Origin of the sequence: Microbacterium sp. (genome assembly GCF_031179285.1) — a bacterium.
In the GTDB taxonomy this organism is placed as follows: Bacteria; Actinomycetota; Actinomycetes; order Actinomycetales; family Microbacteriaceae; genus Microbacterium.
Window position 1 is genome coordinate 28,261 of sequence record NZ_JAPSHY010000012.1, and the last position, 25,253, is coordinate 53,513.

Annotated in this window: 19 protein-coding genes and 1 pseudogene; 5 read left to right on the plus strand and 15 right to left on the minus strand. The window is 68.3% G+C overall.

Annotated elements, in window-relative coordinates:
* The 11 genes from murC to RIN18_RS09515 all read right to left on the minus strand — a co-directional run bounded on the left by murC (position 1) and on the right by RIN18_RS09515 (position 12,300).
* Complete coding sequence (gene murC, locus RIN18_RS09465; RefSeq protein ID WP_309103721.1) at positions 1–1,401, minus strand: UDP-N-acetylmuramate--L-alanine ligase; 1,401 nt, start codon at positions 1,399–1,401, stop codon at positions 1–3.
* Between the two features lie 37 nt (positions 1,402–1,438).
* Positions 1,439–2,521: a UDP-N-acetylglucosamine--N-acetylmuramyl-(pentapeptide) pyrophosphoryl-undecaprenol N-acetylglucosamine transferase gene (locus RIN18_RS09470; RefSeq protein WP_309103722.1), complete on the minus strand. Its 1,083-nt coding sequence runs from the start codon at positions 2,519–2,521 to the stop codon at positions 1,439–1,441.
* Positions 2,518–3,723: a putative lipid II flippase FtsW gene (gene ftsW / locus RIN18_RS09475; protein ID WP_309103723.1), complete on the minus strand. Its 1,206-nt coding sequence runs from the start codon at positions 3,721–3,723 to the stop codon at positions 2,518–2,520. The genes RIN18_RS09470 and ftsW overlap by 4 nt, the downstream gene beginning before the upstream one ends.
* The gene (murD, locus tag RIN18_RS09480; protein WP_309103724.1) at positions 3,692–5,230 is read right to left on the minus strand and encodes a UDP-N-acetylmuramoyl-L-alanine--D-glutamate ligase; all 1,539 of its coding nucleotides are present in this window, start codon (positions 5,228–5,230) and stop codon (positions 3,692–3,694) included. Before murD ends, ftsW begins: the two co-directional genes overlap by 32 nt.
* Positions 5,220–6,326 (minus strand): phospho-N-acetylmuramoyl-pentapeptide-transferase, encoded by a 1,107-nt coding sequence (mraY, locus tag RIN18_RS09485; protein ID WP_309103725.1) that lies wholly within the window; start codon positions 6,324–6,326, stop codon positions 5,220–5,222. The genes murD and mraY overlap by 11 nt, the downstream gene beginning before the upstream one ends.
* A complete protein-coding gene (murF, locus tag RIN18_RS09490; protein WP_309103726.1) occupies positions 6,323–7,735 on the minus strand; it encodes a UDP-N-acetylmuramoyl-tripeptide--D-alanyl-D-alanine ligase in 1,413 nt (470 codons plus the stop codon). Before murF ends, mraY begins: the two co-directional genes overlap by 4 nt.
* A gap of 27 nt (positions 7,736–7,762) precedes the next feature.
* Positions 7,763–9,535, minus strand: coding sequence for a penicillin-binding protein 2 (locus RIN18_RS09495; RefSeq protein WP_309103727.1), 1,773 nt, complete (start codon positions 9,533–9,535; stop codon positions 7,763–7,765).
* Positions 9,536–9,560: 25 nt separating this feature from the next.
* Positions 9,561–10,133 (minus strand): hypothetical protein, encoded by a 573-nt coding sequence (locus RIN18_RS09500; protein WP_309103728.1) that lies wholly within the window; start codon positions 10,131–10,133, stop codon positions 9,561–9,563.
* Positions 10,130–11,068 carry a 16S rRNA (cytosine(1402)-N(4))-methyltransferase RsmH gene (rsmH, locus tag RIN18_RS09505; RefSeq protein ID WP_309103729.1) on the minus strand — a complete coding sequence of 313 codons (939 nt, stop codon included), beginning with the start codon at positions 11,066–11,068 and terminating at the stop codon, positions 10,130–10,132. The genes RIN18_RS09500 and rsmH overlap by 4 nt, the downstream gene beginning before the upstream one ends.
* A 117-nt stretch (positions 11,069–11,185) precedes the next feature.
* On the minus strand, positions 11,186–11,617 hold the full coding sequence (gene mraZ / locus RIN18_RS09510) for a division/cell wall cluster transcriptional repressor MraZ (protein WP_309103730.1): 432 nt from the start codon (positions 11,615–11,617) through the stop codon (positions 11,186–11,188).
* A 296-nt stretch (positions 11,618–11,913) separates the two neighbouring features.
* Positions 11,914–12,300, minus strand: a complete 387-nt coding sequence (locus tag RIN18_RS09515) for a DUF3040 domain-containing protein (protein ID WP_309103731.1) — start codon at positions 12,298–12,300, stop codon at positions 11,914–11,916.
* An 85-nt stretch (positions 12,301–12,385) separates the two neighbouring features.
* On the opposite strand from RIN18_RS09515, the gene RIN18_RS09520 reads away from it, so the two are divergent.
* Complete coding sequence (locus RIN18_RS09520; protein ID WP_375163517.1) at positions 12,386–13,486, plus strand: polyprenyl synthetase family protein; 1,101 nt, start codon at positions 12,386–12,388, stop codon at positions 13,484–13,486.
* 25 nt (positions 13,487–13,511) lie between these two features.
* Here RIN18_RS09520 and RIN18_RS09525 read toward each other — a convergent pair.
* Positions 13,512–13,859 (minus strand): annotated as a pseudogene (locus RIN18_RS09525) (Rv2175c family DNA-binding protein); the annotation flags it as partial.
* Between the two features lie 130 nt (positions 13,860–13,989).
* On the opposite strand from RIN18_RS09525, the gene RIN18_RS09530 reads away from it, so the two are divergent.
* The 3 genes from RIN18_RS09530 to RIN18_RS09540 all read left to right on the plus strand — a co-directional run bounded on the left by RIN18_RS09530 (position 13,990) and on the right by RIN18_RS09540 (position 20,083).
* A complete protein-coding gene (locus RIN18_RS09530; RefSeq protein WP_309103733.1) occupies positions 13,990–15,153 on the plus strand; it encodes a LysM peptidoglycan-binding domain-containing protein in 1,164 nt (387 codons plus the stop codon).
* 76 nt (positions 15,154–15,229) lie between these two features.
* Positions 15,230–17,173 (plus strand): Stk1 family PASTA domain-containing Ser/Thr kinase, encoded by a 1,944-nt coding sequence (gene pknB, locus RIN18_RS09535; RefSeq protein ID WP_309103734.1) that lies wholly within the window; start codon positions 15,230–15,232, stop codon positions 17,171–17,173.
* Between the two features lie 144 nt (positions 17,174–17,317).
* Complete coding sequence (locus RIN18_RS09540; RefSeq protein WP_309103735.1) at positions 17,318–20,083, plus strand: esterase-like activity of phytase family protein; 2,766 nt, start codon at positions 17,318–17,320, stop codon at positions 20,081–20,083.
* A 63-nt stretch (positions 20,084–20,146) separates the two neighbouring features.
* Here RIN18_RS09540 and RIN18_RS09545 read toward each other — a convergent pair whose 3' ends face one another.
* The 3 genes from RIN18_RS09545 to RIN18_RS09555 all read right to left on the minus strand — a co-directional run bounded on the left by RIN18_RS09545 (position 20,147) and on the right by RIN18_RS09555 (position 23,264).
* The gene (locus RIN18_RS09545) at positions 20,147–21,010 is read right to left on the minus strand and encodes a hypothetical protein (RefSeq protein ID WP_309103736.1); all 864 of its coding nucleotides are present in this window, start codon (positions 21,008–21,010) and stop codon (positions 20,147–20,149) included.
* Positions 21,011–21,197: 187 nt separating this feature from the next.
* Positions 21,198–22,538, minus strand: a complete 1,341-nt coding sequence (locus tag RIN18_RS09550) for a class II 3-deoxy-7-phosphoheptulonate synthase (RefSeq protein WP_309103737.1) — start codon at positions 22,536–22,538, stop codon at positions 21,198–21,200.
* A 27-nt stretch (positions 22,539–22,565) separates the two neighbouring features.
* The gene (locus tag RIN18_RS09555; protein WP_309103782.1) at positions 22,566–23,264 is read right to left on the minus strand and encodes a lysophospholipid acyltransferase family protein; all 699 of its coding nucleotides are present in this window, start codon (positions 23,262–23,264) and stop codon (positions 22,566–22,568) included.
* A gap of 151 nt (positions 23,265–23,415) precedes the next feature.
* Here RIN18_RS09555 and RIN18_RS09560 point away from each other — a divergent pair, with 151 nt between their 5' ends.
* Positions 23,416–25,245: an AMP-dependent synthetase/ligase gene (locus RIN18_RS09560; RefSeq protein ID WP_309103738.1), complete on the plus strand. Its 1,830-nt coding sequence runs from the start codon at positions 23,416–23,418 to the stop codon at positions 25,243–25,245.
* Positions 25,246–25,253: the final 8 nt, after the last annotated feature.

The following is a 25,253-nucleotide window of genomic DNA, read 5'->3' on the forward strand; positions in this document are numbered from 1 at the left end:
CTATGCCTCGGACGTCTGCCGCAGCGAGTCGAGCACCTGCGGGATGATCTGGTAGACGTTGCCGCAGCCGAGCGTGATCACGACGTCCCCTGCCCGGGCAACCGACGCGGTGTAGTCGGCGGCCTCCTGCCAGTCAGCGACGAAGCGGACATTCGACGGGTCACGGAATGCGCCGCTGACGAGCTCGCCCGTGACGCCGGGAACGGGATCCTCCCGCGCTCCGTACACGTCGAGCATCACCGTGTGATCGGCGAACTCTTCGAGGACGTCAGCGAACTCCTGATACATGTGCTGGGTCCGCGAGTACGTGTGCGGCTGCTGGATCGCGATGATGCGTCCGCCGCCCGCCAGCGTGCGCATCGCCTCCAGCGCTGCGCGGACCTCGGTCGGGTGGTGCGAGTAGTCGTCGTAGACGGCGACGCCGCGTTCGACGCCGTGCTGCTCGAGACGTCGCACGGTTCCCGCGAAACCCTCCATCGCGGCGACCGCGTCGGGCAGCGCGTATCCGAGGGCACGCAGCACGGCCACCCCGCCTGCCGCATTGATCGCGTTGTGCACGCCCGGTACGGCGAGCTGCAGCCGCGCGCTCTCATCGCCGTGGGCGATCATCGCTGCGACGGGCCCGTCGGTGACGATGTCGGTCACCCGCACATCGGCGTCGGTCGCCTGACCGAACGTGAGCACGTTGCGGTGGGACAGCCCGCCCTTCACGCGCAGCGCGCCCGCATCGTCGCTCGAGATGACGACGGCCTCGGTGGCGGCGTCGGCGAAGCGGATGAAGGCGTCGTGGAATGCCTCCTCCGAGCCGAAGTGGTCGAGATGGTCGGGATCGACGTTGGTGATGAGGGCGACGGCCGTGTCGTACAGCAGGAAGGTCCCGTCGGACTCGTCGGCTTCGATAACGAAGAGATCGCCCGACCCGGTGGCGCTCGAGATGCCGAACTGCTCGATGACCCCGCCGTTCACGAAGCTCGGGTCGGCCCCGAGCTCCCGCAGAGCAGTCACGATCATGCCGGTCGACGTCGTCTTGCCGTGGGCGCCGGCGACCGAGACCAGACGGCGAGAGCCGATCAGCCAGTGCAGCGCCTGCGAGCGGTGAATGACGTGAAGGCCGCGTTCCTTCGCCGTGACGAACTCCGGATTCTCGGGCCAGATGGCCCCGGTGTGCACCACGGTGTCGGCGTCGCCCAGGTGCGCGGCATCGTGCCCGACGTGAACGGTGGCGCCGGCGGCGGCGAGAGCTCGCAGGTTGTCGCTGTCGGCCCGATCGGAGCCGGAGACGCGGATGCCGGCATCCAGGAACATGCGGGCGAGTCCGCTCATGCCGGAACCGCCGATGCCGACGAAGTGGGCTGCGTTGATCGTCTCGGGGATCGGGAGGGAGAGGTCGGGTCTGATCATGTCCTGCTCAGTCTACGTTTCGCCGGGCCGCGCCCGGTCAGCGACGGGCCGTGGCGAGTGCGCGGTCCACGAGAGCGACGACGTTCTCGGTTCCGCTGCGAGTGCCGGCGTTCTGGGCGGCGGATGCCATCCGGGCGATGCGATCGGGATCCAAGAGCAGTGGCACCACGATCCGCCGGACCGCGTCGCCGTCGAAGGTCTCGTCGTCGAGCAGTTGCGCCGCGCCTGCCGCCACCGCTGATGCCGCGTTGAGCCGCTGCTCACCGTTTCCCACCGAGTACGGCACGTAGAGGGCGGGGATGCCCAGCGCGGTGATCTCGCTGACGGTCGCGGCGCCCGAGCGGGACAGAACGACATCCGCCAGGGCGAATGCGAGATCCATCCGGTCGATGTAGCGCCGCACCACATACCCCGGCACGCCGGGATCGACCAGATCGCTCCGTTCGCCGGTGACGTGGATCAGCTGCCATCCGGCGGCGAGCACGTCGCCCCAGGAGTCCGCGAGGGCGTCGTTCAGACGCTGAGCTCCGAGCGAACCCCCGAATGCCAGCAGGACGGGACGATCGGCGTCGAGCCCGAACATGTCGGCCGCCTCGGCGCGTGATTCAGCGCGGTTCAGCTCGATGACCTCTCGGCGCAGCGGCATCCCGACGACCTCACTGCCGCGCAGCGGCGTGCCCTCGAAGGCAACCCCTACGGCCGCGGCGCGACGCGCGCCGAGCACGTTCGCCAATCCGGGTTTCGCATTGGCCTCGTGCACGACGAACGGGATCCGCTGCCGACGGGCGGCGACATACGCCGGTGCCGAGGCGTATCCGCCGAATCCGACGACGACGTCGACGCGGTGCTGGCGCAGATGCGCGACGACCTGGGCGACCGCGCGGCGGAAGCGCGTGGGGAAGGCCGCCGCCTGCATGTTCGGCCGACGGGGGAAGGGCACCTTGTCGACGATGAGCAGTTCGTACCCTCGCTGAGGCACCAGGCGCGATTCGAGCCCTTCCGCCGTGCCGAGGACCAGCACGCTCGCCTCGAGGTCGCGGTCACGGAGGGCGTCTGCCACCGCGAGCAGGGGGTTGACATGGCCGGCGGTGCCTCCGCCGGCGAGAAGGTACGTGGTCACCTGGCGACTTTACCCCGGCCGGCTGGGCTCTTCTCGGCCAGCGGGACCGTGCGCGCGAACGCGAGGAGCACGCCGCAGGCGATGAGTACGGCGAGCAGCGCCGTGCCGCCCTGCGACATGAACGGCAGCGGCACACCCATCACCGGGAAGACGCCGATCACGACGCCGATGTTGGTGACGGCCTGCCCCACGATCCACACCGTGATGCCGCCCGCAGCGACCCGGATGAAGGGATCGTCGGTCTTGCGGATGATGTGGAACGCACCGACAGCGAAGAAGGTGAACAGCGCGAGCACCACCACGCATCCGATCAGGCCCAGCTCTTCTCCGACGATCGCGAAGATGAAGTCGTTGCCTGCCGCGGGCAGCCATCCGTACTTCTCCTGCGAATTGCCCAGGCCCAAGCCGAAGATGCCGCCGTTGGCCATGCCCCAGATGCCGTGGATCGACTGATAGCAGTCGGTGTTGTACAGGGTCATGTCATCGCAGGTCGCCAGGATGCGACGCATCCGGTCGGGGCTGGTGGTCGCGTAGGCGACCACGGCGGCCACGCCCAGGATGAGCGGAATGATGAACAGTCGGAGCTTCACGCCCGAGAAGAACAGGCAGCCGAGCAGGATCAGCACGAGCACCATCGACGTGCCCAGATCCCTGCCAGCGAGCACGGTGCCGATCGCGAGCACTCCGACCGGGATCACCGGGATGAACACCTGGTGCCAGGTGCCGAGCATCGCGCGCTTGCGCAGCAGGACGTACGCGATCCACAGCGCGAGAGCGAGCTTGAGGAACTCGGACGGTTGCAGGGTGAACCCCGCGATCTTGATCCAGTTCCGGTTTCCGCCGTTGGCGTCGCCGAGAGGGGTGAACACGAGCAGCTGCAGCAGGACAGCGCCGAACAGCGCCGGCCACGCCAGCTTCTTGAGGAACGCGACGGGCAGCCGGCTGACGAGGAACATCAGCGGGATGCCGAGCACCGCGAAGGCGGCCTGTCGGAGCACCCCCTCCATCGGGTTCTCCCCGTTCGCCACCGCCGTGGCGCTGGTCGCGGAGAGCACCATGACCAGCCCGAAGGTCGTCAGCAGCAGCGCCGTCGAGGCGATGAGGAGGAACTCCGTCGACAGCGGCGTGAAGCGGCGACCGAGCGAGACCCTGGCCGCGAGGCCACCGGACTCAGACCGCGGGGGGCGAGCCAGCTGTGTCATCAGCACTCCCCCGGTCGATCCATTCCCGCACCGCTTCGGCGAAGCGGCGGCCGCGATCCGCATAGCTTGTGAACTGGTCGAAGGATGCCGCCGCGGGGGCCAGCAGGACTGTTCCCTCGTCGTCGACGATCCCCGCCGCGATCTCGACGACACGGTTCATGACGAGTCCAGTCTCACCAGCATCCACCTCGAACAACGGCACCGCCGGCGCGTGTCGCCGGAATGCCGTCACCACGGCAGCTCGCTCGACGCCGATGACGACGGCTGCACGTGCGGTGCTGCCGACGTCGGCGACGAGATCGGCGATGTCCACGCCTTTGAGGTCGCCGCCGACCACCCAGACCGCTCCCGGATAGGCGCGCAACGAAGACGCTGCGGCGTGCGGGTTCGTCGCCTTCGAATCGTCCACCCAGGTGATGCCCGCGTGTCGCGCGATGACCTGGATGCGATGCGCGTCGAGTCGGAACTTCTGCAGTGCCGACTGGATCGCCTCGGGTGCGACGTCCAGCGAGCGCGCGAGAGCGCTCGCGGCCAGGATGTTCTGCACGATGTGCGGTGCAGAGAGACCGGCGGACTCGAGGTCTGCCATCGTCGTCAGTTCGAGCGCGCTGCGCGCCCGGTCGCCATGGAACGCGCGGTCGACGAGCAGCCCCTCCACGATTCCGAGATCACTGGGACCCGGCACGCCGAGGTCGAAGCCGACGGCCCGCGCCCCCTCGATCACATCGGCATCCTCGACCATGCGACGCGTCGCCTCATCGGCCTTGTTGTAGACGCAGGCGACGCGCGTGTTGCGGTAGACGACGGCCTTCGCGTCTCGATATGCCTGCGCGCTGCCGTGCCAGACGAGGTGGTCGTCGGCCAGGTTGAGGCACACCGAGGAGTACGGGAACAGCTCCCCCGCGGCACTGGACCGCCCCAGATACCAGAGCTGATGGCTGGAGAGCTCGACGACCAGCACGTCGAATCCGCCGGGATCGCGCACCGCATCGAGCACCGGGATGCCGATGTTGCCGCAGGGTGCCGCACGGAGCCCCCCCTCCACCAGCAGTGAAGCGGTGAGCTGGGTGGTCGTCGTCTTGCCGTTCGTGCCGGTGATCAGGACCCACTCGGCAGGCGTGCCATCGGCACGCACCACTTTGTCGCGAATCCGCCACGCGAGTTCCACATCTCCCCACAGCGCGATGTCGTGCTCCAGCGCCCACCGGATCACGGGATGCGACGGGGCGAATCCCGGCGAGGCGATGACGACCTCGGGAGCGAAGTCCACGAGCGCGGCCGGCACCGACGACAACGGAGTGAGTTCGAGCGGGACCCCGATCACGGGCAGCAGGCGCTCATACTCCTCGGCGGCGGACTCACTGAGCACGATCACATCGGCACCGAGCTCGGCGAGGGTGTCGGCCACCGAGAAACCGGTCACCGAGAGGCCGAGGACCGCGACGCGAAGGCCGCGCCAGTCGGCGTGCCAGCTGGTGAGCCCGTCGAGCCGTCGGTCAGTTGACACGGGTCAGCCATTCGACATAGAACAGGCCGACGGCGGACACCGCCAGAAGGCCCGAGATGATCCAGAGCCGGACGACGATCGTGACCTCCGGCCAGCCCCGCATCTCGAGGTGGTGGTGGAAGGGGCTCATCAGGAAGAGTCGCTTCCCCCTGGTCGCCTTGAAGTATGCGCGCTGCAGGATCACCGACCCGGACGACAGCACGAACACGCCGGCGATCACCAGGAGCAGCAGCTCGGTGCGGGTGAGGATCGCCATCGCGGTGATGACACCGCCGATCGCCATCGACCCCACGTCGCCCATGAACACCTTGGCCTTGGGCGCATTCCACCACAGGAAGCCGATGAGTCCTGCCGCGAAGGATGCGGCGATGATGGCGAGGTTGAACGGGTCGCGTACTTCGTAGCATCCGCCGATCGCCTCGGTCTCGACCACCGTGCAGGCCTGCTTGAACTGCCAGAAGGCGATCAGGCTGTAGGCGCCGACGACGAACACGCTCGCGCCGGCGGCGAGCCCGTCGAGTCCGTCGGTGAGGTTCACGCTGTTCGACGTCGCGACACCGATGATCGCGATCCACACCAGATAGAGGACCCACCCGAGGATGGCACCGAACACGAAGAGGTTGAGCCAGGTGATGTCGCGGAAGAGCGAGATCGCGCCGCTCGCCGGTGTCTGATCGAAAGTGTTCGGGAAGTTGAGGGCGACCACACCGAAAGGCACGATGACCAGGAGCTGGCCGATGATCTTCCGCCAGCCGGAGAGGCCCAGGCTGCGCTGGCTGCGCACCTTCATGAAGTCGTCGATGAAGCCCACCGCGCCGAATCCCACCATGAGCCAGATCACCAGGAGCGCGGACAGCGCGGGCACCCCGCCACCGACGTAGACGCCGGTGAAGTAGCCGACGATCGTGCCGAGGATGAAGATGACGCCGCCCATCGTCGGCGTTCCCCGCTTGGCCTCGTGGTTCGGGTTCTCGATCGCTTCGGGGGTGCGGATGACCTGCCCCCACCCCCACTTGCGGAACAGCCGGAGGAAGACGGGGGTCAGGAAGAGTGTGAAGGCGAGCGATATCGCCGCCGCCATAAGCAGGGACCTCACGAGAACAATTCTCCCAGACGATCGCCGAGATGCCGGAGCCCCACGGAATTGGATGACTTGACGAGCACACGATCACCGTCGCGCAGCTCTGTACGCAGGTACTCGAAGGCGGCGTCCTGATCAGGAAGGTGCACGGCCTCGCTGTCCCAGGACCCCTCGCCGACCGCGGCGAGGTACAGCCGCCTGGCCTCGGGGCCGACGACCACGATGCGCCGGATGTTCAGTCGGACCGCGAGCAGACCGATGCGGTCGTGTTCCTCGCCGGCGCTCTCGCCGAGTTCGGTCATCGCCCCGAGGACGGCGACCGTGCGCTCCTGGGGGCCGGTTATCTGCGCGAGCGTGCGAAGGGCGGCGGCCATCGAGTCGGGGCTCGCGTTGTAGGCGTCGTTGATGATGCGGACGCGGTCGTTTCCCAGCGGCTGCATCCGCCAGCGCTCCGCGATCTCGACCGTCCGCAGACGCGCGACGGCATCGGCCGTCGGCACGCCGAGCACGCCGGCGGCCGCGATCGCCGCGAGTGCGTTGCCGACGTGGTGCGCGCCGAGGACCTGCAGATTCAGCGGGATGGTCTCGCCGGCGACGTCGACGATGCAGCGCGTGCCCGCTGCGGAGACCTCGACGTCGTGCGCGCGGACGTCGGCGTCCTGGCTCTGTCCGAAGCCGACCACGCGCATGCCGCGAGCGACCGCCAGCTCACGCATCGCGGCGACTCTCGCGTCATCGATTCCGAGGACTGCCGTGCCGTCGGGGCGTGCAGCGGCGACCAGCTCGGCCTTGGCCTTCGCGGTCCCTTCGATGCCGCCGAACCCACCGGCATGCGCCATCCCGACCATCAGCACCACGACGACATCCGGTTCGACGAGACCCGCGAGGCGGGCGATGCTCCCGGGGCCCGCCGCGCCGAACTCGCTCACCAGGAATCTGGTGTTCTCGGTGACGCGGAGCATCGTCACAGGGGCTCCGACCTCGTTGTTGTACGAACGTACCGGCGCGACGGTTTCGCCCTCGGCCTCGAGGACGCGGGCGAGGAAGTTCTTCGTGGTCGTCTTGCCGTTGGATCCGGTGATCCCGACCACGCGCAGGTCCCCGTGGCGGCGCACGCGCGCGACAACCTCTCTCGCCAGGTCCGCGAGGGCGGCGATCGTGTCGGAGACGACGATCTGCGTGACCGGCTCGTCGACGGGATGCTCGACGATCGCCAGCACGGCACCGGCGTCGACGGCGGCGCCCACGAACCGGTGGCCATCGGTCTCGGCTCCCGGCTTGGCGACGAAGATCGAGCCGGGCTCCATGGTGCGGGAGTCGGTGTCGACGACGCCATCGACCACGGTGTCGGCCGTGTCGTCTCCGACAGGGCGCAGTTCTCCACCGATGATGGTGGCGATCTCAGCGAGCGACAGGGCGATCATGACGTCTCCAGGCGCGGCTCTCGCCGGCTAATCGAACTTGGGAAGCAACTCGTCCATCGGGACGGAGGACGGCATCACGCGGTAGGTCTTCAACACCTGCGTCAGCGCCTTCTGGTAGGCGGAGGCGGTCGCCGCGGACGATATAACCTTAGTCGGCCGATCCATGGTGACCACGACCACGTACTGCGGATCGTCGACGGGTGCGAACCCGGTGAGGCTGGTGTAGTACGCCCCGGAGAGATAGCGACCGTTCTCGGCGAGCTCCGCCGTACCCGTCTTGCTGGTGATGCGATAGCCGGGCACCGCGATCCGCTCCGCGGTACCGCTCTGCACCGCGACGTTCTCCAGCATCCGCGTCAGCTGCGATGCGGTCTCGGGAGCGATGATCTGCTCGCGCTCCGGCGCTTCGGGCGTCACCACCGTTCCATCGGCCTTGGTGCACGACTCTATGAGGGAGAGCTCGATCTTCTCCCCGCCGTTGGCGATGGCCTGGTATGCGCCGGCGACCTGCGGGGCGGTCACCATGAAGTACTGCCCGAAGGTCGTGGTGTAGATGGACTGGTTGTCCCACTCGCTGACGGGGTGCAGGACGCCGCCGGATTCGTTCGGAAAGCCGACGGTGGGCTCTCCGACGCCGAAGCGCTGCAGGTAGTCGTAGCGCACCTCCGGGCTGACCATCGTGCCGAACTTCGACAGTGCGACGTTCGAGGAGTCGATCAGGGCGCCGGCGAGCGTGTAGTTGTAGGCGGGGTGCGGGAAGGCGTCGTTGATCACGGCGCCGTTGGGGAAAGTCTCGCGCGACGAGGCGGTCGTCGTGGTCAGCGGTGTGGCGCCGGCACCCTCGATGACAGCGGCGGCCGTGATCGCCTTGAAGGTCGAGCCGGGCTCGAACGCGTAGCTGAACACCTTGTTGCCCCAGGTCTCGGGCGATGTGGCGTCGAGGTCGTTCGGGTCCATGTACGGCCATTCCGCGGCGGCCCGGATCTTGCCGGTCTTCACCTCGACGACGGTGACGGTTCCGCCCTGCGCTCCCTGCTTCTGCGCCTCCTCGGCGATCATCTGTGTGAGATACCACTGCAGATCGCTGTTGATCGTGAGCTGCACCGAGCCGCCGTCGACGGCATCGACGGTGCGCTCGCTGCCCGGGATGACGACGCCGTCCTTGCCGCGACGGTACGTCAACTCGCCGTCGACGGGCGCCAGGCACTCGGACTCGAGCTTCTCGATGCCGGCCTGCGGCTTGCCCTCGCTGTCGATGAAGCCGACGAGATTGCCGGCGACGCCGCCGTTCGGATAGACGCGCGTCTCGCGCGGCTTCAGGTGCAGGTACGCCAGTCCGAGGTCACGCAGTTCGATGTACTGCTCCGTCGTCAGCGACTTCGCCAGCATCGCGTACTGGCTTTCCGGGTCCGCGGCGATCGCCGCGTCGACGAGCGCCCTGACCTCATCGCCCGTCTGACCGGTGACGACGGCGATCTTCTCCGATGCCTCGGCCCAGGGCAGTTCGGGCTTCTTCTCTGGGTCGCTTTCGAGCTGCATGATGAGCATCGGGTCGAGCTGCGCGTCGTACACGAGGACGCTCGAGGCGAGCACGGTGCCGTTGGCATCGACGATCGAACCGCGCTGCCCGGCGATGGGCTTGCCCGCGCCCAGCTGGCCGAGCGACTGCTCCACGTGCGCGTCCGCGTTCACCACCTGGATGTCCACCAATCGCACGACGAACGCCGCCAGCACCGAGAGCACGACGGCGAGAGCGACCACGGTGCGTCGCCGCGGGCTGCGGGTGGCTCGTGTCGTCATGGGAGTGTCTCCGTCTCCGGGTGATTCAGCGGGTCGTCGGGCTCGGGAGTCCGTCTGTGATCGATGGCGGGAGGTCGGTCGCCGCCGTCTGGGTATCGGCTCCTCCATCCGGCGGCGGCGTCTCGACCGCGGCGCTCTGCAGGAGCGCATTGCTGATCGCTCCCGCGCCCTTCGGATCGACCGTTGACTGCCAGCCGGCGCCGGTGCCCGCGCCGAACACGGCACCGTCGCTCAGGCGCAGATATGAGGCCGAGCCTGCGACCACCATGCCGAGATCGGCGGCATTGGCGGCGAGCAGTTGCGGAGAACTGAGACCGGTGAGCTCCTCCTGGAGCGCGTGGCTCTGCAGATTGAGCTCACCCTGCTGCGAGGTGAGCCTGGCGAGAGTGAAGGAGTCCTGGGTGATCGCCAGCGATAGCGCGATCTGGGCGGCACCGATCGCCATCGCCCCGGCGAGGGCGATCAGGGCATAGGCGAGCTTCGGCTTGCGACGCGTCGGCGACACCGTGACCGGGCGCAGTCTCCGCTCGGGTGCCCCCGCAGGTGAGGGTCGCGTCGCGGGCCGAGGAAGGGCGCGTGCCGTTGCCGTGACGCTCATGCCGAGTCCCGCAGCTTCTCGGCGGCACGCAGACGCACCGGAATCGCTCGGGGGTTGCGTGCCCGTTCAGCGTCGTCTGCGAGTTCGGCGCCCTTCGTGACGATCCGGAACCGAGGAGCGTGTTCGGGAAGCTCGACCGGGAGGCCTGCCGGAGCCGTGGAGGCGGCACCCGCCGCGAACGCCTGCTTGACCAGGCGGTCCTCCAGCGACTGGTAGGACATCACGACGATCCTGCCGCCGACTCTCAGCGCGTTCATCGCGGCCGGGATCGCATCAGCGAGAACGTTGAGTTCGGTGTTGACCTCGATACGCAGTGCCTGGAAGACCCGCTTGGCCGGGTGGCCCGCGCGCTGCGCGGCCGCCGGGGTCGCCGCGATGAGGATCTCGACCAGTTCGCCGGAGCGTGTGATGGGCCGCTTCTGGCGAGCCTCGATGATGAATCGGGCATAGCGGCCCGCGAGCTTCTCCTCGCCGTAGCGCTCGAAGATGCGGCGAAGGTTTCCTTCGCTGTAGGTGGCGATGACCTCGGCGGCTGTGACGCCCGAGGTCTGGTCCATCCGCATGTCCAGCGGCGCATCCTTCGAGTACGCGAAGCCGCGCTCGGCCTCATCCAATTGCAGAGAGGAAACTCCGAGGTCGAAGAGGATGCCGGAGGCCCCCTGGGCGTGCAGCCCGATCTCGTCGTACACGGTGTGCACGAGGGTGATCCGGTCGGCGAAGCGGGCCAGGCGCTCCCGCGCGATCCGCAGCGCGTCGGTGTCGCGGTCGAGCCCGACGAGGCGGATGTTCGGGAACCTCTCGAGGAACGCCTCGGCATGGCCGCCCATACCGAGTGTGGCGTCGACCAGCACCGCCCCGTCGGCCTGAAGGGCGGGGGCGAGCAGCTCGACGCAGCGGTCAAGCAGGACGGGGGTGTGGATGTCTCGGAGGTTCATGATCTCTCTCGGGCGACCTCTGCTTCTCGAGGACCAGGGCTCTGATCCCCCTCCGCATCTCGACCCGGCACCGGGGAAGTGTGTCGGGGCGGGAGCGGCGGGGCATCACAGCCGTGGTCAGAACAGTCCCGGGATCACCTCCTGCTCCAGGTCTGCGTAGGTCTCCTCGCCGGCGGCGAGGTAGGTGTTCCAGCTCTCGGCATCCCAGATCTCGGCGTGTGCGCCCACGCCCGTGACGATGAGTTCCTTCTGAAGGCCCGCGTACTGGCGAAGGGGCTGCGGGATGGTGATGCGGTTCTGGCTGTCGGGCATCTCCGCGCTCGCGCCGGAGAGGAACAGGCGCATGAAGTCACGTGCCTGCTTGTTCGCGAGCGGCGCCTGACGGATCCGCTCGTGCATCGCCTCGAACTCGCTGGTGCTGAAGACGTAGAGGCAGCGCTCCTGACCGCGGGTGATCACGATGCCGCCGCCCAGATCCTCGCGGAACTTCGCAGGAAGGATGACCCGTCCCTTGTCGTCCAGCTTGGGTGAGTGAGTTCCCAGCAACATCGGCCATCACCCCCTCTCCGTCCGGCCAACTCGAGGTGCGCCCCACTTTACTCCACTTTCCTCCACAAACCTACGATGAATCCCACGACGGACGCGACGGCGAGTCGCGCAAGGCGCTGCGATCCTTGAAATTCCGCGGGCGAGCATGGTGGAGCGCCGGTGGAGGAGGGGTGGAGGGGCGGCGGAGGGAGGATCGAGCGCCGTGAGCCGAGTCAGGCCGGCACCGGGCACGACGGCAGGAACGTGAAAAGGCCCGGATGCTCAGCGCATCCGGGCCTTCTGGAGGAGGAGGAGGGTCAGCGACCGTCCTGGCGGCGATCCCATCGATCGTTCATGCGATCCATGAAGGATGCCGAGCTCTGTTGTTTGGTCGATTGTTTGGTCGATCTGCTGTCACGCGTCGGCGCCGGCGCGGTCCGCCGAACGGGGGTGACCGCCAGCATGACGCCCGCCAGCATGGCAGCGAAGCCGACGACACCGATGACGATGCCGAGCACGTCGCCGACGGCGACACCGGCGATGAGCGCGCCGACACCGGCGAGCAGCAGAAGCGCCCCGTACACGAGATTGCGATAGCTCAGAGTGCGATCGCCCGAGGGCGCGCTCACGACGTCGGCGTCGTTATGAAGGAGATGGCGCTCCATCTCATCGAGCAGACGCTGCTCCTGTTCGGACAGTGGCATCTCGTCCCCCTCGGGTATCGTGCCCTTCATTCTACGCGCGCTCGCGGGTCTCGGCTAGCCGTCGGGCGCCGCATTCCTTGTACGTATGCTGAGAGTCGTGCCCTCCCCCAGCCTCGTCTCCGAATCCGTCAGCAGGCACCTGGAGCGGTTCCTGCAGAGAATCCGGTCGGAGGCCACCGGCTACGGAGCCGACGCCGCCGTCTTCATCGACGAGGCCGCGAGGACCCTCATCGGCGGGAAACGACTCCGTGCGCGCTTCTGCCATTCCGGCTGGCGTGCGGTCGCACGGTATGCCGAGCGCGACGCCACCGAGACCGGGACTCTCTGGGACCTCTGTGCCGCCCTCGAGATCTTCCAGTCGGCCGCCCTCGTCCACGACGACCTGATCGACAACTCCGACACGCGACGAGGACGCCCCGCGGCACACCGATCGCTCGAGACGGAGCACCGCGAAGCGGGCTGGACGGGCGACGCCGCGGCGTTCGGGCGAGCATCCGCCATCCTGCTCGGTGATCTCCTCGTGGCGTGGAGCGACGACCTCCTGGAGTCAGGGCTCGCCGGTCACCCGCAGGCCGCCTCCGTTCGCGCCGAGTATGCGCGGATGCGCCGCGATGTGACCACCGGCCAGTTCCTCGACATCGCCGAGGAGTCCGCGTGGAGCGTGAACCCCATAGCGACTCATGCGGAACGGGCACTGCGGGTCACGTCACTGAAGTCGGCGAAGTACAGTGTCGAGCAGCCGCTGGTGCTCGGGGCCGCCCTCGCCGGGGCCGATGCGGATCAGGTGACCGCACTGCGTCGATTCGGGCACCCGTTGGGGATGGCCTTCCAGCTGCGCGACGATGTCCTCGGCGTGTTCGGAGACGCGTCCGTCACCGGCAAGCCCACCGGCGACGATCTCCGAGAGGGAAAGCGCACGGTCCTCGTCGCCCTCACGCGTGATGCCATCGGCGCCTCCGCGAGGAATCTCGTCGACGAGATGCTCGGTGACCGCTCTCTCACCGAGCAGCAGGTGTCATTCCTGCAGGCGACGATGGTGGAGTCCGGAGCGCTCGACCGGGTCGAGGCGATGATCGCCGAGTTCGCCCGAGAAGCCGACCGGGCGCTGTCGGGTGCGCACCTCGACAACAGTGCCGTCGGAGAGCTGCGCGATCTCGCCAGGGCGGCCACCGAACGCTCGGCCTGAAGCGATCTGGACGAACCCCTTCTCGGGCGAGGGTGCGCGCGATCCTTCGGACCTCGCTCTTGTGACCGGCGAGCAACGCCTCGATGGGCGAGCGACCCATCGTCTCCTCCTCGCTCAGCAGCCAGTCGATGACCTCGTCGTCGGCGAAACCGGCATCCTTGAGCACGATGATCGTGCCCCGCAGGGAGGGCAGCGGGTGTCCGTCGACGATGAAGACCGCCGGGACGACGAACACGCCGTCCCTGCGCATGCCGATCAGGTGGTGATCGTCGATGAGCCGCCGCACCCGTCCCAGCGGTTCGTCGAGCGCCTCGACGAGATCGGGCAGAGTCAGCCACGCGGTGGCGGAGGTTTCGGGGGCATTCGCAGACACGTTGCCACTATCTCACCTCCGGTCTGGCGATGCATCTCGTCACTCCAGTCACAACCTTCACTTACGTCACTTCTGTTGACTTCCATTTACTTCCGTGTCAGCGTGTCAGGAGTTGGAGGAGGGGGAAGCCATGACGATCAACGCTTCGCGCAGCGCGCGATACCTGAGTCTGGGGGTGCCGGCTGCAGTGCTGGGGACGCTCGCAAGCACCCTCGTCTCCGCCCCCGCGTCTGCAGAAACCGCGCCCCCGCTTCGTGTCGTCACCCGAGGCGAGAGCGTCGCCCGCGTCCTGCCGACGCAGGCTGTGCCTGGCTCGTACACCGTGCAGCCGGGCGACACCGTCTCGGCCATCGCCGATCGTTTCGGGCTGCGCACGGTCGACGTGCTGAGCTGGAACGGCCTCACCTGGCGCTCCGTCATCCACCCGGGCCAGAGCATCGCTCTCACCGGCGCTTCGACCCCCGCTGCGGCGTCTCCTGTCTCGCCCGCCGCGGGCGCGGTGCACACCGTGGTCGCCGGAGACACCGTGTACGGCATCGCCCAGCACCACGGTACGACCGTCGATGCGATACTCGCCGCCAATTCGCTCACACGAGCGTCGATCATCTACCCGGGGCAGACCCTCGTCATCGGGTCCGCCGGCGCACCCGCCGCGACGCCGGCACCGGTCGCGGCGCCGGCACCCGCAACGCCCTCCGTCGGACAGACGCACACGGTCGTCGCCGGAGACACCCTGTTCGGCATCGCTCAGAGGTATGGCACGACCACGCAGGCGCTGTTCGCAGCGAACGGCCTCGATGGCTCGTCGATCATTTACCCCGGGCAGAAGATCGCCGTCAATGCCGCGCCGGTGGCCGCACCGGCGGTCACCCCGTCGCTCACCGCGGCTCTCGATGAGGAGCAGTCGGCCAACGCCGCGCACATCATCAGCATCGGCCGCGAGCTCGGCGTCTCGGATCGCGGCATCGCGATCGCGCTTGCCACCAGCATGGTCGAGTCATGGATGCGCAACCTCGACTGGGGCGATCGGGACTCGCTCGGGCTGTTCCAGCAGCGTCCGAGCACGGGTTGGGGAACGCCGGAGCAGGTCAGAGATGCCGATCGCAGCATCCGGGTCTTCTACGGCGGACCGAACGACCCGAACGGCACCGCCACCCGTGGCCTGCTCGACATCCCTGGATGGGAGAGCATGGGGTTCAGCAGTGCTGCACAGGCGGTGCAGATCTCCGCCTACCCGGACCGCTACGGCCAGTGGGAGGCGCAGGCCTACCAGTGGCTCGCGCTCCACGGATGAGCCTCGGGGGAAACCCGCGGGGTCCAGAGGTGAGCCGCTCCCCGGGCTTTCAGGCAGTTCTCCATAGAATTTCCTCGTGACGACCAATCAGCAGGCCGACCCCCTCATCGGGCGGCTTGTCGACGGCCGGTACCGGGTGCGCGCGCGGATCGCGCGAGGCGGAATGGCGACCGTCTACGTCGCCACCGACCTGCGGCTCGAACGACGGATCGCGCTGAAGGTGATGCACGCCCACCTCAGTGACGATTCCGCTTTCCAGAGCCGGTTCATCCAGGAAGCCCGGGCCGCGGCGAGACTGGCCGACCCCCACGTCGTCAACGTCTTCGATCAGGGGCAGGACGGCGAACTGGCCTACCTCGTCATGGAGTACCTGCCTGGCATCACGCTGCGGGAGCTGATGCGCGAGCAGCGCCGGCTGACGATCGCGCAGACGATCACGATCATGGATGCGATCCTCGCGGGGCTCGCCGCCGCGCACCGGGCGGGAATCGTGCACCGCGACGTCAAGCCCGAGAACGTGCTGCTGGCCGAGGACGGACGCATCAAGATCGGCGACTTCGGTCTGGCGAGGGCGACGACGGCCAACACCGCCACCGGCCAGCAACTCCTCGGCACCATCGCCTACCTCGCGCCCGAGCTCGTCACGCGAGGCACCGCCGATGCGCGAAGCGACATCTACGCCCTCGGGATCATGCTCTACGAGATGCTGGTCGGCGAGCAGCCGTACAAGGGCGAGCAGCCGATGCAGATCGCGTTCCAGCACGCCACCGAATCCGTGCCCCGGCCGAGCGTGCGCAATCCCGGGGTTCCGGAGGCGTTCGATGAGCTGGTGCTCTGGGCGACGGAGAAGTCGCCGGACGAGCGTCCGAACAATGCCCAGGAGATGCTCGACAAGCTCCGCGAGATCGAACGCGATCTCGGGATCGCGCCGGCCGTGGCCGCGACGACGACGATGAGGCGCTCTCAGTCGGACTCCGGCGATCTGACCAAGGTGATGCCCGGAACGATGGTCGCCGCCGCGGACCCGACGGATCCCGTGCCGCAGACCGTCGACAACGCGACGGTGCTGCGTCGCCGCGCCTCCAAACGTCGCGCGCGCGGCGCGTTCCTGCTCACGCTCGTGCTGCTTCTCGCCACCATGGCTGGCGGGGTCGGCTGGTGGTTCGGCTCGGGCCCTGGTTCACTCATCGCGGTGCCCGCGGTCGCGGGGGGCTCCTACGAGGATGCTGCCGCCGCGCTGACCGCGGAAGGGTTCGTGCCCGAGAGAGTCGACGCGAACTCCACCGAGGTGGAGACCGGCGTCGTCATGAGCACCGACCCCGGAGCGGGCGAACGACTGGAACAGGGCTCGACGGTCGAGGTGACGGTGTCGTCGGGACCCGCGCAACACACCATCGAGGCGGTTGCGGGCGTCGACGCCGAGACGGTGAGGGGGATGCTGCGGGCAGCCAATCTCGACCTGACCGAGGACGAGCAGTACTTCTCCGATGTCGAGGACGGCATCGTGCTGAACGTGCGCATCACCCCGCGCGCCGGCGGAGACGCGTTCGGCTGCGACCAGGGCTGCACGGTGTTCGAGAAGGACACGGCGACCATGCAGGTCTCGGTCGGTCCCGTCCCTGATGTGACCGGCAAAAGCGTGGGCGAGGCGACGCAGATCCTCAGCGACAAGGGTCTGGGCGTCAACGCGGAGACCCAGACGCAGCACCACGACGAGATCGAAGAGGGCCGGGTCATCGGCATCGCCGACCGGGCCGAAGAGGGCAGCTGGCGCCCCGGTGAGTCGGTGACGCTCATCGTCTCCCAGGGACCGCAGCTGTTCGAGGTGCCCGACGTCGCCGGCCAGAACCGGGACCAGGCTGCCAAGACCCTGAGGGATGCCGGGTTCGAGGTCGACTACGCGGTCTTCTGGAACGGCGTTCCCAACGGTCTCACCGAGGTCACCGGCACGGATCCCGCCGCCGGCTCCATGCGCCGCGCGGGCACGAAGATCTACATGATCATCAACGTCAGCGGCTGACAGGCGCACTGCTCGCGAGCGAGCCGCCGGCGGCCACCTGCCGTTCATCGTCGCGACACCGACGGGCAACGCGCCCGGCACCTTCCCGTCGCCTGGCGCCAACACTCTGGCGGAATCCCGCAACCGCCTACCCGGAGTGTGCCCATGCCCTCTCGTTCCCTCCCCGCCGCTGCCCTGACGGCGTGCCTCGCCGTCGGCGTCGTCGGCGTGGCATCCTTGCCTGCGTCGGCCGCACCGGCCGGTGCGGCCTTCTCACGCAGCGCGACCTATCCGGTCTACCTCAACCTCCCCGCAGACGTGGATCCCGCTTCCGAGACGGTCGCCGAGATCTCCACGATCACCGCCGACGGCACCGTGGTGTACACCGATGCGCCGGGCCAGCGGATCGGCTTCGTCGATGTGAACGATCCCGCCGATCCGACAGGGACCGGCTCGGTGTCGCTCACCGACATCGGGCATGCCGACGATCAGCCCACCTCGGTCGCCGCGTACGGCGACTACATCCTCGTGGTGATCGACGAGACCGGGGGCGACTTCACGGCGCCGCGCGGTCGCGTCGACGTGCTGCGCGCCTCGGACCGCGTCGTCGTGCGTTCGATCGATCTGGGCGGTCAGCCGGACTCCATCGACATCTCCCCCGACGGCGCATACGCCGCCATTGCCATCGAGAACCAGCGCGACGAAGAGTTCACTCCCGAGGGCGCGGACGAGGGTGATCTTCCGCAACTCCCCGCGGGATTCGTCCAGGTGCTCGAGCTCGGCAGCGACCCCGCCACCTGGACCGCCACGGCTGTGCCGTTCGTGGCGGAGGACGGCACGCCGCTGCCGGTCGTCGCCGCCGCCGAACTCGACACGCCGCAGGACCCCGAACCGGAGTACGTCACGATCAACGGGGACAACCAGGCCGCCGTCACTCTTCAGGAGAACAACGGCATCGCCGTGATCGATCTGCCCAGCCGCGAGATCGTGTCGGTGTTCTCGGCCGGAACGGTCGCACTGACCGGAGTCGACACCGCCAAGGACGGGCGCATCGACCTCAGCGGGACGCTGCCGGCAGCACCCCGTGAACCGGATGCGATCGCCTGGGTGGGCGACGGCATGGTCGCCACGGCGAACGAGGGCGACTGGAAGGGCGGAACGCGGGGCTGGAGCGTCTTCGACACCGCCGCCGGCGCCGTGGTGTGGGATGCCGGCAGGTCGTTCGCCGACCTCGCGGTCCAGCACGGCCTGCACAACGAGGATCGTGCGGCGAAGAAGGGCGCGGAGCCGGAGGGACTCGCATTCGCCGAGTTCGACGGCACACCGTACGCCTTCATCGCCAGCGAGCGCTCGAACTTCGTCGCCGTCTACGACATGACCGACGCGGCATCCCCGGTGTTCGAGCAGGTGCTGTTCACCACCAACGGCCCCGAGGGGATCCTCCCGGTCCCGGAGCGCGACCTGTTGATCGTGTCGAGCGAGACCGACGATGCGGGCGCAGGCGTCCGCGCGTCGCTCAACGTCTATTCCTTCGGCCAGGATGCCGGCTCGCAGCCCAGCATCGTGTCCGACGTCTCCGCCGCCGGCCCGATCGGGTGGTCGGCGCTCGGAGCACTCTCCGGGCACCCGACCGACGCTTCGCTCGTGTACGCGGCGAGCGACGCCGTGCTCGCCCCCGCGACGATCTTCACGGTCGACGTCGACGCGGCACCGGCTCGGATCACGAGCGCGATGCAGATCACCGAGGGAGGCGCGCCCGCGGCCCTCGACGTCGAAGGCCTTTCCGCGGCTGCCGACGGCACGTTCTGGCTCGCAGCGGAGGGCGCAACCGGCGCCGGGAACGAGATCGTCCGTGTGGACGCCGACGGCGAAGTGCTCACCCGCCATCCTCTCCCCGCGGAGGTCGCGGCGCACGTCGGCAAGTGGGGCTTCGAGGGTGTGACGATCACCGGCAGCGGCGACAGCCTGCGGGTGTGGACAGTCATCCAGCGCCCGTTGTGGACGGACCCCTCCGACCTCGCTGCCGGTACCGTCGACGGCGAGGCGGTGACCCGTATCGGTCGGCTCAACCCGGCGACAGGTGAGTGGAGTTGGTTCGGATACCGCCTCGATGCGGCAACGGTCGCCGGCGACTGGATGGGCCTGTCGGAGATCACGGCGATCGACGATGACACCTTCGCGATCGTCGAACGCGACAAGCTCAACGGTCCTGCCGCGGCGGTGAAGCGCGTGACCCGCGTGGACGTCCCCGAAGACTCCGAGCCGGTACCCTTCGGCCAGCCGCTCACGGTTCTCGAGAAGACGACCGCCATCGACATGCTGCCGCATCTTCGTGACACCGCCGGCTGGACCCAGGAGAAGCTCGAGGGCTTCGCCTTGGCCGCCGACGGCCGCCTCTACGGCGTCACCGACAACGACGGGCTGAAGGACGCCACCGGAGAGACCGTCTTCCTGCGGCTCGGCACCGCCTCGGAGGTCTTCCCGGATTCGGGCGGCGAGGAGCCGGCAGAACCTTCCCTCTCGGTGAGCCCCGCGACGGTGCAGGCGGGTTCGTCCGTGACGATCAGCGGTCGCGGCTTCCCGGCCTCGGCAGAGGTGCGCTTCGAACTGCACAGCGCCGCCGTGGTGCTGGGCAGCGCGATGGCGGATGCCGCCGGAAACGTCCGCTTCGTCGCCACGATCCCGGCCGACACCGCCGCGGGTGCGCACGAGATCGTGGCCTTCGCGGGTGACCTGACGGTGCGCGCCGCCCTCGCCGTCACGGCGTCGGGTAGCGATGCCGCGCCGGGAACGGGTTCGGGTGCCGGTTCACAGGACGGCGACCTCGCATCCACCGGTGGGGAGACGGCATGGCTGCTGCCGGTGGCCGCCGCTGCCGGCCTCCTGCTCGCCGCCGGCGCGCTGCTGGCGCTCCGCCGCCGCAACGGCTGAGACACCGAGAACGCGCGAACCGCCCTTCCCGAGGCACGGGAAGGGCGGTTTGTGCGTTGTCGATCAGTCGGCGACCCGAAGATGGCGACGAATGCGAGCGATCAGTGCGCTGGCACCGTCGCGGAGATCGTCGGCCCCGATGAGGATCACTCGGTACCCGGCATCCTCCAGTAGCTGGATCCTGGTGAGATCCTGCAGCCAACGCTTTCGTGATCGGCGATGCTCGTCGCCCTGGTACTCGAGCAGCAGACGCGCTGCGCGGTAGCCGAGGTCGCCGTGCAGAGTGCCGCCTGCCGTCGCGACCGCCAGCTGGACTTCCGGTTCGGGTAGTCCGCCGGCGACGAGCGCCAGGCGCAGAAGCGACTCGCGGGGCGAGTCGACCGGACACCGCAGACGCTCGAGGGCCCATCGCAGTGCTGCCGCGCCTCGGCGGGCCCCATGCCGGTGCACGGCCTCATCCAGGTTTTCCGTCGTGCACAGGGGCAACTCCCGTCCGCGATCCGAGCGCTCGCCGCTCAGAAGGAAGTCGCCGACCGCGACCAGCCATTCGCGGGTCAGCACGACCGATAGGCCGCACCATGTGTCGGCGGGGCCGAGCACGGGCAGATCTGCCACGTGGTACCGCTCCAGGTCGGCATCCTGTCGCTCCCATCCGACGACGCCGGCTCGCCGGATCCGCCCTCGCGCGCCGAGCGCGGTGACATGCAGCTCTTCCTTGTCGACGGACGTGGGCAGCGGCATCCGCCAGAGCTGCGCGGCCGTCGTGCGACTGAAGACGTGATGCTCCGCCATCACCGCCGTGAGGCTGATGCAGCGATTGCGCAGCGAGCGGACCGGGCCGTCGGCTCGAACGCCGTGGAACGGACGGTCGAGATCCCGTCCACGCAGCCGCTTCTCGGTCGTCCCGTTGCCGATGGCAGTGCGCACGCGGAAGATGCGCCCCTGCAGCGGCACGGGCAGTGGGGTTTGCGGTCGCTTCCGCCGATTCTGCCTGCGTCACCGCGTCCGTGTTCCGCTTCTCCACAGCTCGGACACCGAGAACGCGCGAACCGCCCTTCCCGGCGTCCGGGAAGGGCGGTTTGCGCGTTCTCGAGCCTCAGAGAGGCAAGCGGGCTCAGCGCTTTTCGAGCTCCTGCGCGACGAGGAAGGCGAGCTCGAGGCTCTGCATATGGTTCAGGCGTGGATCGCACAGGCTCTCGTAGCGGGTGGCGAGGCCCTCCTCGTCGATCTGCTCCGAGCCGCCGAGGCACTCGGTGACATCGTCGCCGGTGAGCTCGACGTGGATGCCGCCGGGGAACGTGCCGACCGCCCGGTGCGCCTCGAAGAACCCGCGCACCTCGTCGACCACGTCGTCGAAGCGACGCGTCTTGTACCCGGTGGGCGTGGTGATGCCGTTGCCGTGCATCGGGTCGGTGACCCACAGCGGCTGCGCGCCCGAGTCGCGAACGGCCTCCAGCAGCGGCGGGAGGGCGTCACGGATCTTGCCCGCCCCCATGCGGGTGATGAACGTGAGGCGGCCGGGCTCGCGGTCAGGGTCGAGCTTGTCGATCAGGGCGAGCGCCGTCTCGGGCGTGGTCGTCGGGCCGAGCTTGACGCCGATCGGATTGCGGATCTTGGAGAAGTAGTCGACGTGCGCGCCGTCGAGGTCTCTCGTGCGCTCGCCGATCCAGAGGAAGTGCGCCGAGGTGTTGTACGGGGTGTCGGTGCGCGAGTCGATGCGGGTCATCGGCCGCTCGTAGTCCATGAGCAGGCCCTCGTGGCCGGTGAAGAACTCGACGCGCTTGAGCTCGTCGAAGTCGGCGCCGGCGGCCTCCATGAACTTGATGGCGCGGTCGATCTCGGCGGCCATCCGCTCGTAACGCTGATTCGCCGGGTTCTGCGCGAAGCCCTTGTTCCACGAATGCACCTCGCGAAGGTCCGCGAAACCACCCTGGGTGAACGCGCGGATCAGGTTCAGCGTGGAGACGGCCGTGTGGTAGCCCTGGAGGAGCCGCCCTGGGTCGGCCCTGCGGGAGACTTCGGTGAAGTCGTAGCCGTTGACGATGTCACCGCGGTAGGCGGGCAGCGTCACATCGCCGCGAGTCTCGTCGTCGCTCGAGCGGGGCTTGGCGAACTGGCCGGCCATCCGGCCCATCTTCACGACCGGCATCGACGCACCGTAGGTGAGCACCACGGCCATCTGGAGCACCGTCTTGATCCGGTTGCGGATCTGCTCGGCCGTCGCACCGGCGAAGGTCTCGGCGCAATCGCCGCCCTGGAGCAGGAACGCCTGGCCGGATGCGGCACGCGCGAGACGCTCGCGGAGGTTGTCGACCTCACCGGCGAAGACCAGCGGCGGCAGGCCGGCGATCTGCTGCGAGACGGCAGCGACGCGGTCGGCATCGGGCCACTGCGGCTGCTGCTTGATGGGAAGGGAGCGCCACGCGTCAAGGGCGTCGATGTGGTGCTGAAGCATCCCCTCAGCCTACCGGGAGCGGATACGTCAGGAGCCGCGTGTGACGCGCACCGGCAGCCGGTCCTTGACCGTGGATGCGTAGACGTCTTCGTACTTCTGGGCGCCCAGTCGCTGCAGCGCGACCATGATCTCGTCGGTCACCGAGCGCAGGATGTAGCGGTCGTTCTCCATGCCCTCGAAACGGGAGAAATCCAGAGGCTCGCCGATGACGATCCCGACGCGCACGAGGCGCGGCACGCGACGCCCGATCGGCATCGCAGTGTCGGTGTCGACCATGACCACCGGGATCACCGGCACCTTGGCCTCCAGCGCCATCCGGGCGATGCCGGTGCGCCCGCGATAGAGCTTGCCGTCCGGGCTGCGGGTGCCCTCGGGGTAGATCCCGAGAAGGTCGCCCCGCCCGAGCACCTGCAGGCCGGTGTTGAGCGAGGCCTCGGATGCCTTGCCGCCGGAGCGATCGATGGGGATCTGTCCTGTCGCCTTCATGAAGAACTTCGTCGCCCAGCCCTTGAGACCTCGACCGGTGAAGTAGTCGCTCTTCGCCAGGAACGACATCGGACGATCGATCACCAGCGGTAGGAAGATCGAATCCGCGAAGGAGAGATGGTTGCTGGCGAGGATGGCGGCGCCGCTCGTGGGCACGTTGCGCCGGCCCACGATCCAGGGACGGAAGATCGCCTTGACCAAGGGGCCGATCGCGACGTACTTCATCAGCCAGTAGAACATCGTGGTGAAGTCTATGGCACGCATGCGGCGCGCGCGGAGGCGTGCGTGCAAGGGTCGACCTGCGCGCGACCCGGTTTCACCCGATGTGCGACTCGATCCCATGCCCTAGACTCGGTGCAACACGTGCCCGACCGGTACCGAAGGAGCTGCCGTGGTCCAGTTTGAAGTCCCCGCGATCGTCCCCGCCGATCCCGATGCGAACGTCTCCGACCTGCTGGTGAAGCGCGTCGAAGCGACTCCCGACCTCGCCCTGTTCTCCGTCCCGGACGGCGAGGGATGGCGCGACATCACCGCCGCCGATTTCCAGACCGCAGTGATCGCCCTCGCGAAGGGGTTCGCCGCCGCCGGCATCCAGCCGGGTGACAAGGTCGGCTTCCTGGCACGCACCACCTACGAGTGGACGCTGGTCGACTTCGCCCTCTTCTACGCAGGTGCCGTGATGGTGCCGATCTACGAGAGCAGCTCGCCTTCTCAGATCCAGTGGATCATGGAGGACTCCGGCGCCGTGGCGCTGATCGTCGAGTCTCCGGAGCACTACGCCAGGGTCGACGAGATCCGCGGCGACCTGCCGCTGGTCCGAGAGGTCTGGCAGCTGCACTTGGGAGCCATCGCCTCGCTGGCAGCTCAGGGCGCGGCGGTGACCGATGACGAGATCGAGCGTCGCCGCAACCTGGCCGTCGGCTCCGACATCGCGACCCTCATCTACACCTCCGGGTCGACCGGGCGCCCGAAGGGGTGCGTCCTCACGCACAGCAACTTCGTCGAGCTGTGCCGTAACTCGGCGAAAGCGCTCGACAAGGTGCTGACGATGCCGGGCGCGTCGACCCTGTTGTTCATCACCACCGCGCACGTCTTCGCTCGGTTCATCTCGATCCTCGACATCCACGCCGGCGTGCGCACCGGCCACCAGCCGGACACGAAGCAGCTGCTGCCCGCACTCGGGTCGTTCAAGCCGACGTTCCTGCTCGCCGTTCCGCGCGTGTTCGAGAAGGTCTACAACTCCGCCGAGCAGAAGGCCGAAGCAGGCGGCAAGGGCAAGATCTTCCGCGCCGCAGCGGACGTCGCGATCGAGCACTCGAAGCTGCTCGAAGAGGGCAGGAAGATCCCGTTCGGGCTGAAGCTGAAGTTCGCTCTCTTCGACAAGCTCGTCTACAGCAAGCTGCGTGCGGCGATGGGCGGCAACGTCGTGTACGCCGTGTCGGGTTCCGCACCTCTCGGTGCACGCCTCGGTCACTTCTTCCACAGCCTCGGCGTCGTCATCCTCGAGGGCTACGGGCTCACCGAGACCACGGCCCCAGCGACCGTCAACCTCGCGGACAAGTCCAAGATCGGAACGGTCGGGCCCGCCCTGCCCGGCGTCGGCGTCCGCCTGGCGGACGACGGCGAGATCGAGGTCCGCGGCATCAACGTCTTCAAGGAGTACTGGAACAACCCGCAGGCCACCGCGGAGTCGTTCCGCGACGGCGGCTGGTTCCGCACCGGCGACATCGGCAGTTTCGACTCCGAGGGCTTCCTGACCGTCACCGGTCGCAAGAAGGAGATCATCGTCACCGCCGGCGGCAAGAACGTCGCTCCGGCCGCGCTGGAAGACCCGATCCGCTCGAACCCGATCATCGGACAGGTCGTCGTCGTGGGCGACAAGCGGCCTTTCATCTCGGCACTCATCACGCTCGACCCGGAGATGCTGCCGACGTGGCTGGCGAACAACTCGCTTCCGGCCGACATGTCACTCGCCGAGGCGAGCACCAACGAAGCGGTGCGCGCCGAGATCCAGCGAGCGGTCGACGCGGCGAACACGCATGTCTCCCGCGCGGAGTCCATCCGCAAGTTCACGATCCTCGACTCGGAGTGGACCGAGGCCTCCGGGCACCTCACTCCGAAGATGTCGATCAAGCGGAATGTCATCCTGAGCGACTTCGCCGATGAGATCGCCGCGATCTACGACGAGCCGGTCTCGACGACGAACGTCTCGCTCGGCTGAGCGATCGC

What these genes read in the sequence shown, in the direction of transcription:
- murC (WP_309103721.1), bottom strand. Translation starts at nt 1,401, where the DNA reads ATGATCAGACCCGACCTCTCCCTCCCGATCCCCGAGACGATCAACGCA.
- ftsW (WP_309103723.1), bottom strand. Translation starts at nt 3,723, where the DNA reads ATGACACAGCTGGCTCGCCCCCCGCGGTCTGAGTCCGGTGGCCTCGCG.
- murF (WP_309103726.1), bottom strand. Translation starts at nt 7,735, where the DNA reads ATGATCGCCCTGTCGCTCGCTGAGATCGCCACCATCATCGGTGGAGAA.
- RIN18_RS09495 (WP_309103727.1), bottom strand. Translation starts at nt 9,535, where the DNA reads ATGACGACACGAGCCACCCGCAGCCCGCGGCGACGCACCGTGGTCGCT.
- RIN18_RS09500 (WP_309103728.1), bottom strand. Translation starts at nt 10,133, where the DNA reads ATGAGCGTCACGGCAACGGCACGCGCCCTTCCTCGGCCCGCGACGCGA.
- rsmH (WP_309103729.1), bottom strand. Translation starts at nt 11,068, where the DNA reads ATGAACCTCCGAGACATCCACACCCCCGTCCTGCTTGACCGCTGCGTC.
- mraZ (WP_309103730.1), bottom strand. Translation starts at nt 11,617, where the DNA reads ATGTTGCTGGGAACTCACTCACCCAAGCTGGACGACAAGGGACGGGTC.
- RIN18_RS09515 (WP_309103731.1), bottom strand. Translation starts at nt 12,300, where the DNA reads ATGCCACTGTCCGAACAGGAGCAGCGTCTGCTCGATGAGATGGAGCGC.
- RIN18_RS09520 (WP_375163517.1), top strand. Translation starts at nt 12,386, where the DNA reads ATGCTGAGAGTCGTGCCCTCCCCCAGCCTCGTCTCCGAATCCGTCAGC.
- RIN18_RS09530 (WP_309103733.1), top strand. Translation starts at nt 13,990, where the DNA reads ATGACGATCAACGCTTCGCGCAGCGCGCGATACCTGAGTCTGGGGGTG.
- RIN18_RS09540 (WP_309103735.1), top strand. Translation starts at nt 17,318, where the DNA reads ATGCCCTCTCGTTCCCTCCCCGCCGCTGCCCTGACGGCGTGCCTCGCC.
- RIN18_RS09550 (WP_309103737.1), bottom strand. Translation starts at nt 22,538, where the DNA reads ATGCTTCAGCACCACATCGACGCCCTTGACGCGTGGCGCTCCCTTCCC.
- RIN18_RS09555 (WP_309103782.1), bottom strand. Translation starts at nt 23,264, where the DNA reads ATGTTCTACTGGCTGATGAAGTACGTCGCGATCGGCCCCTTGGTCAAG.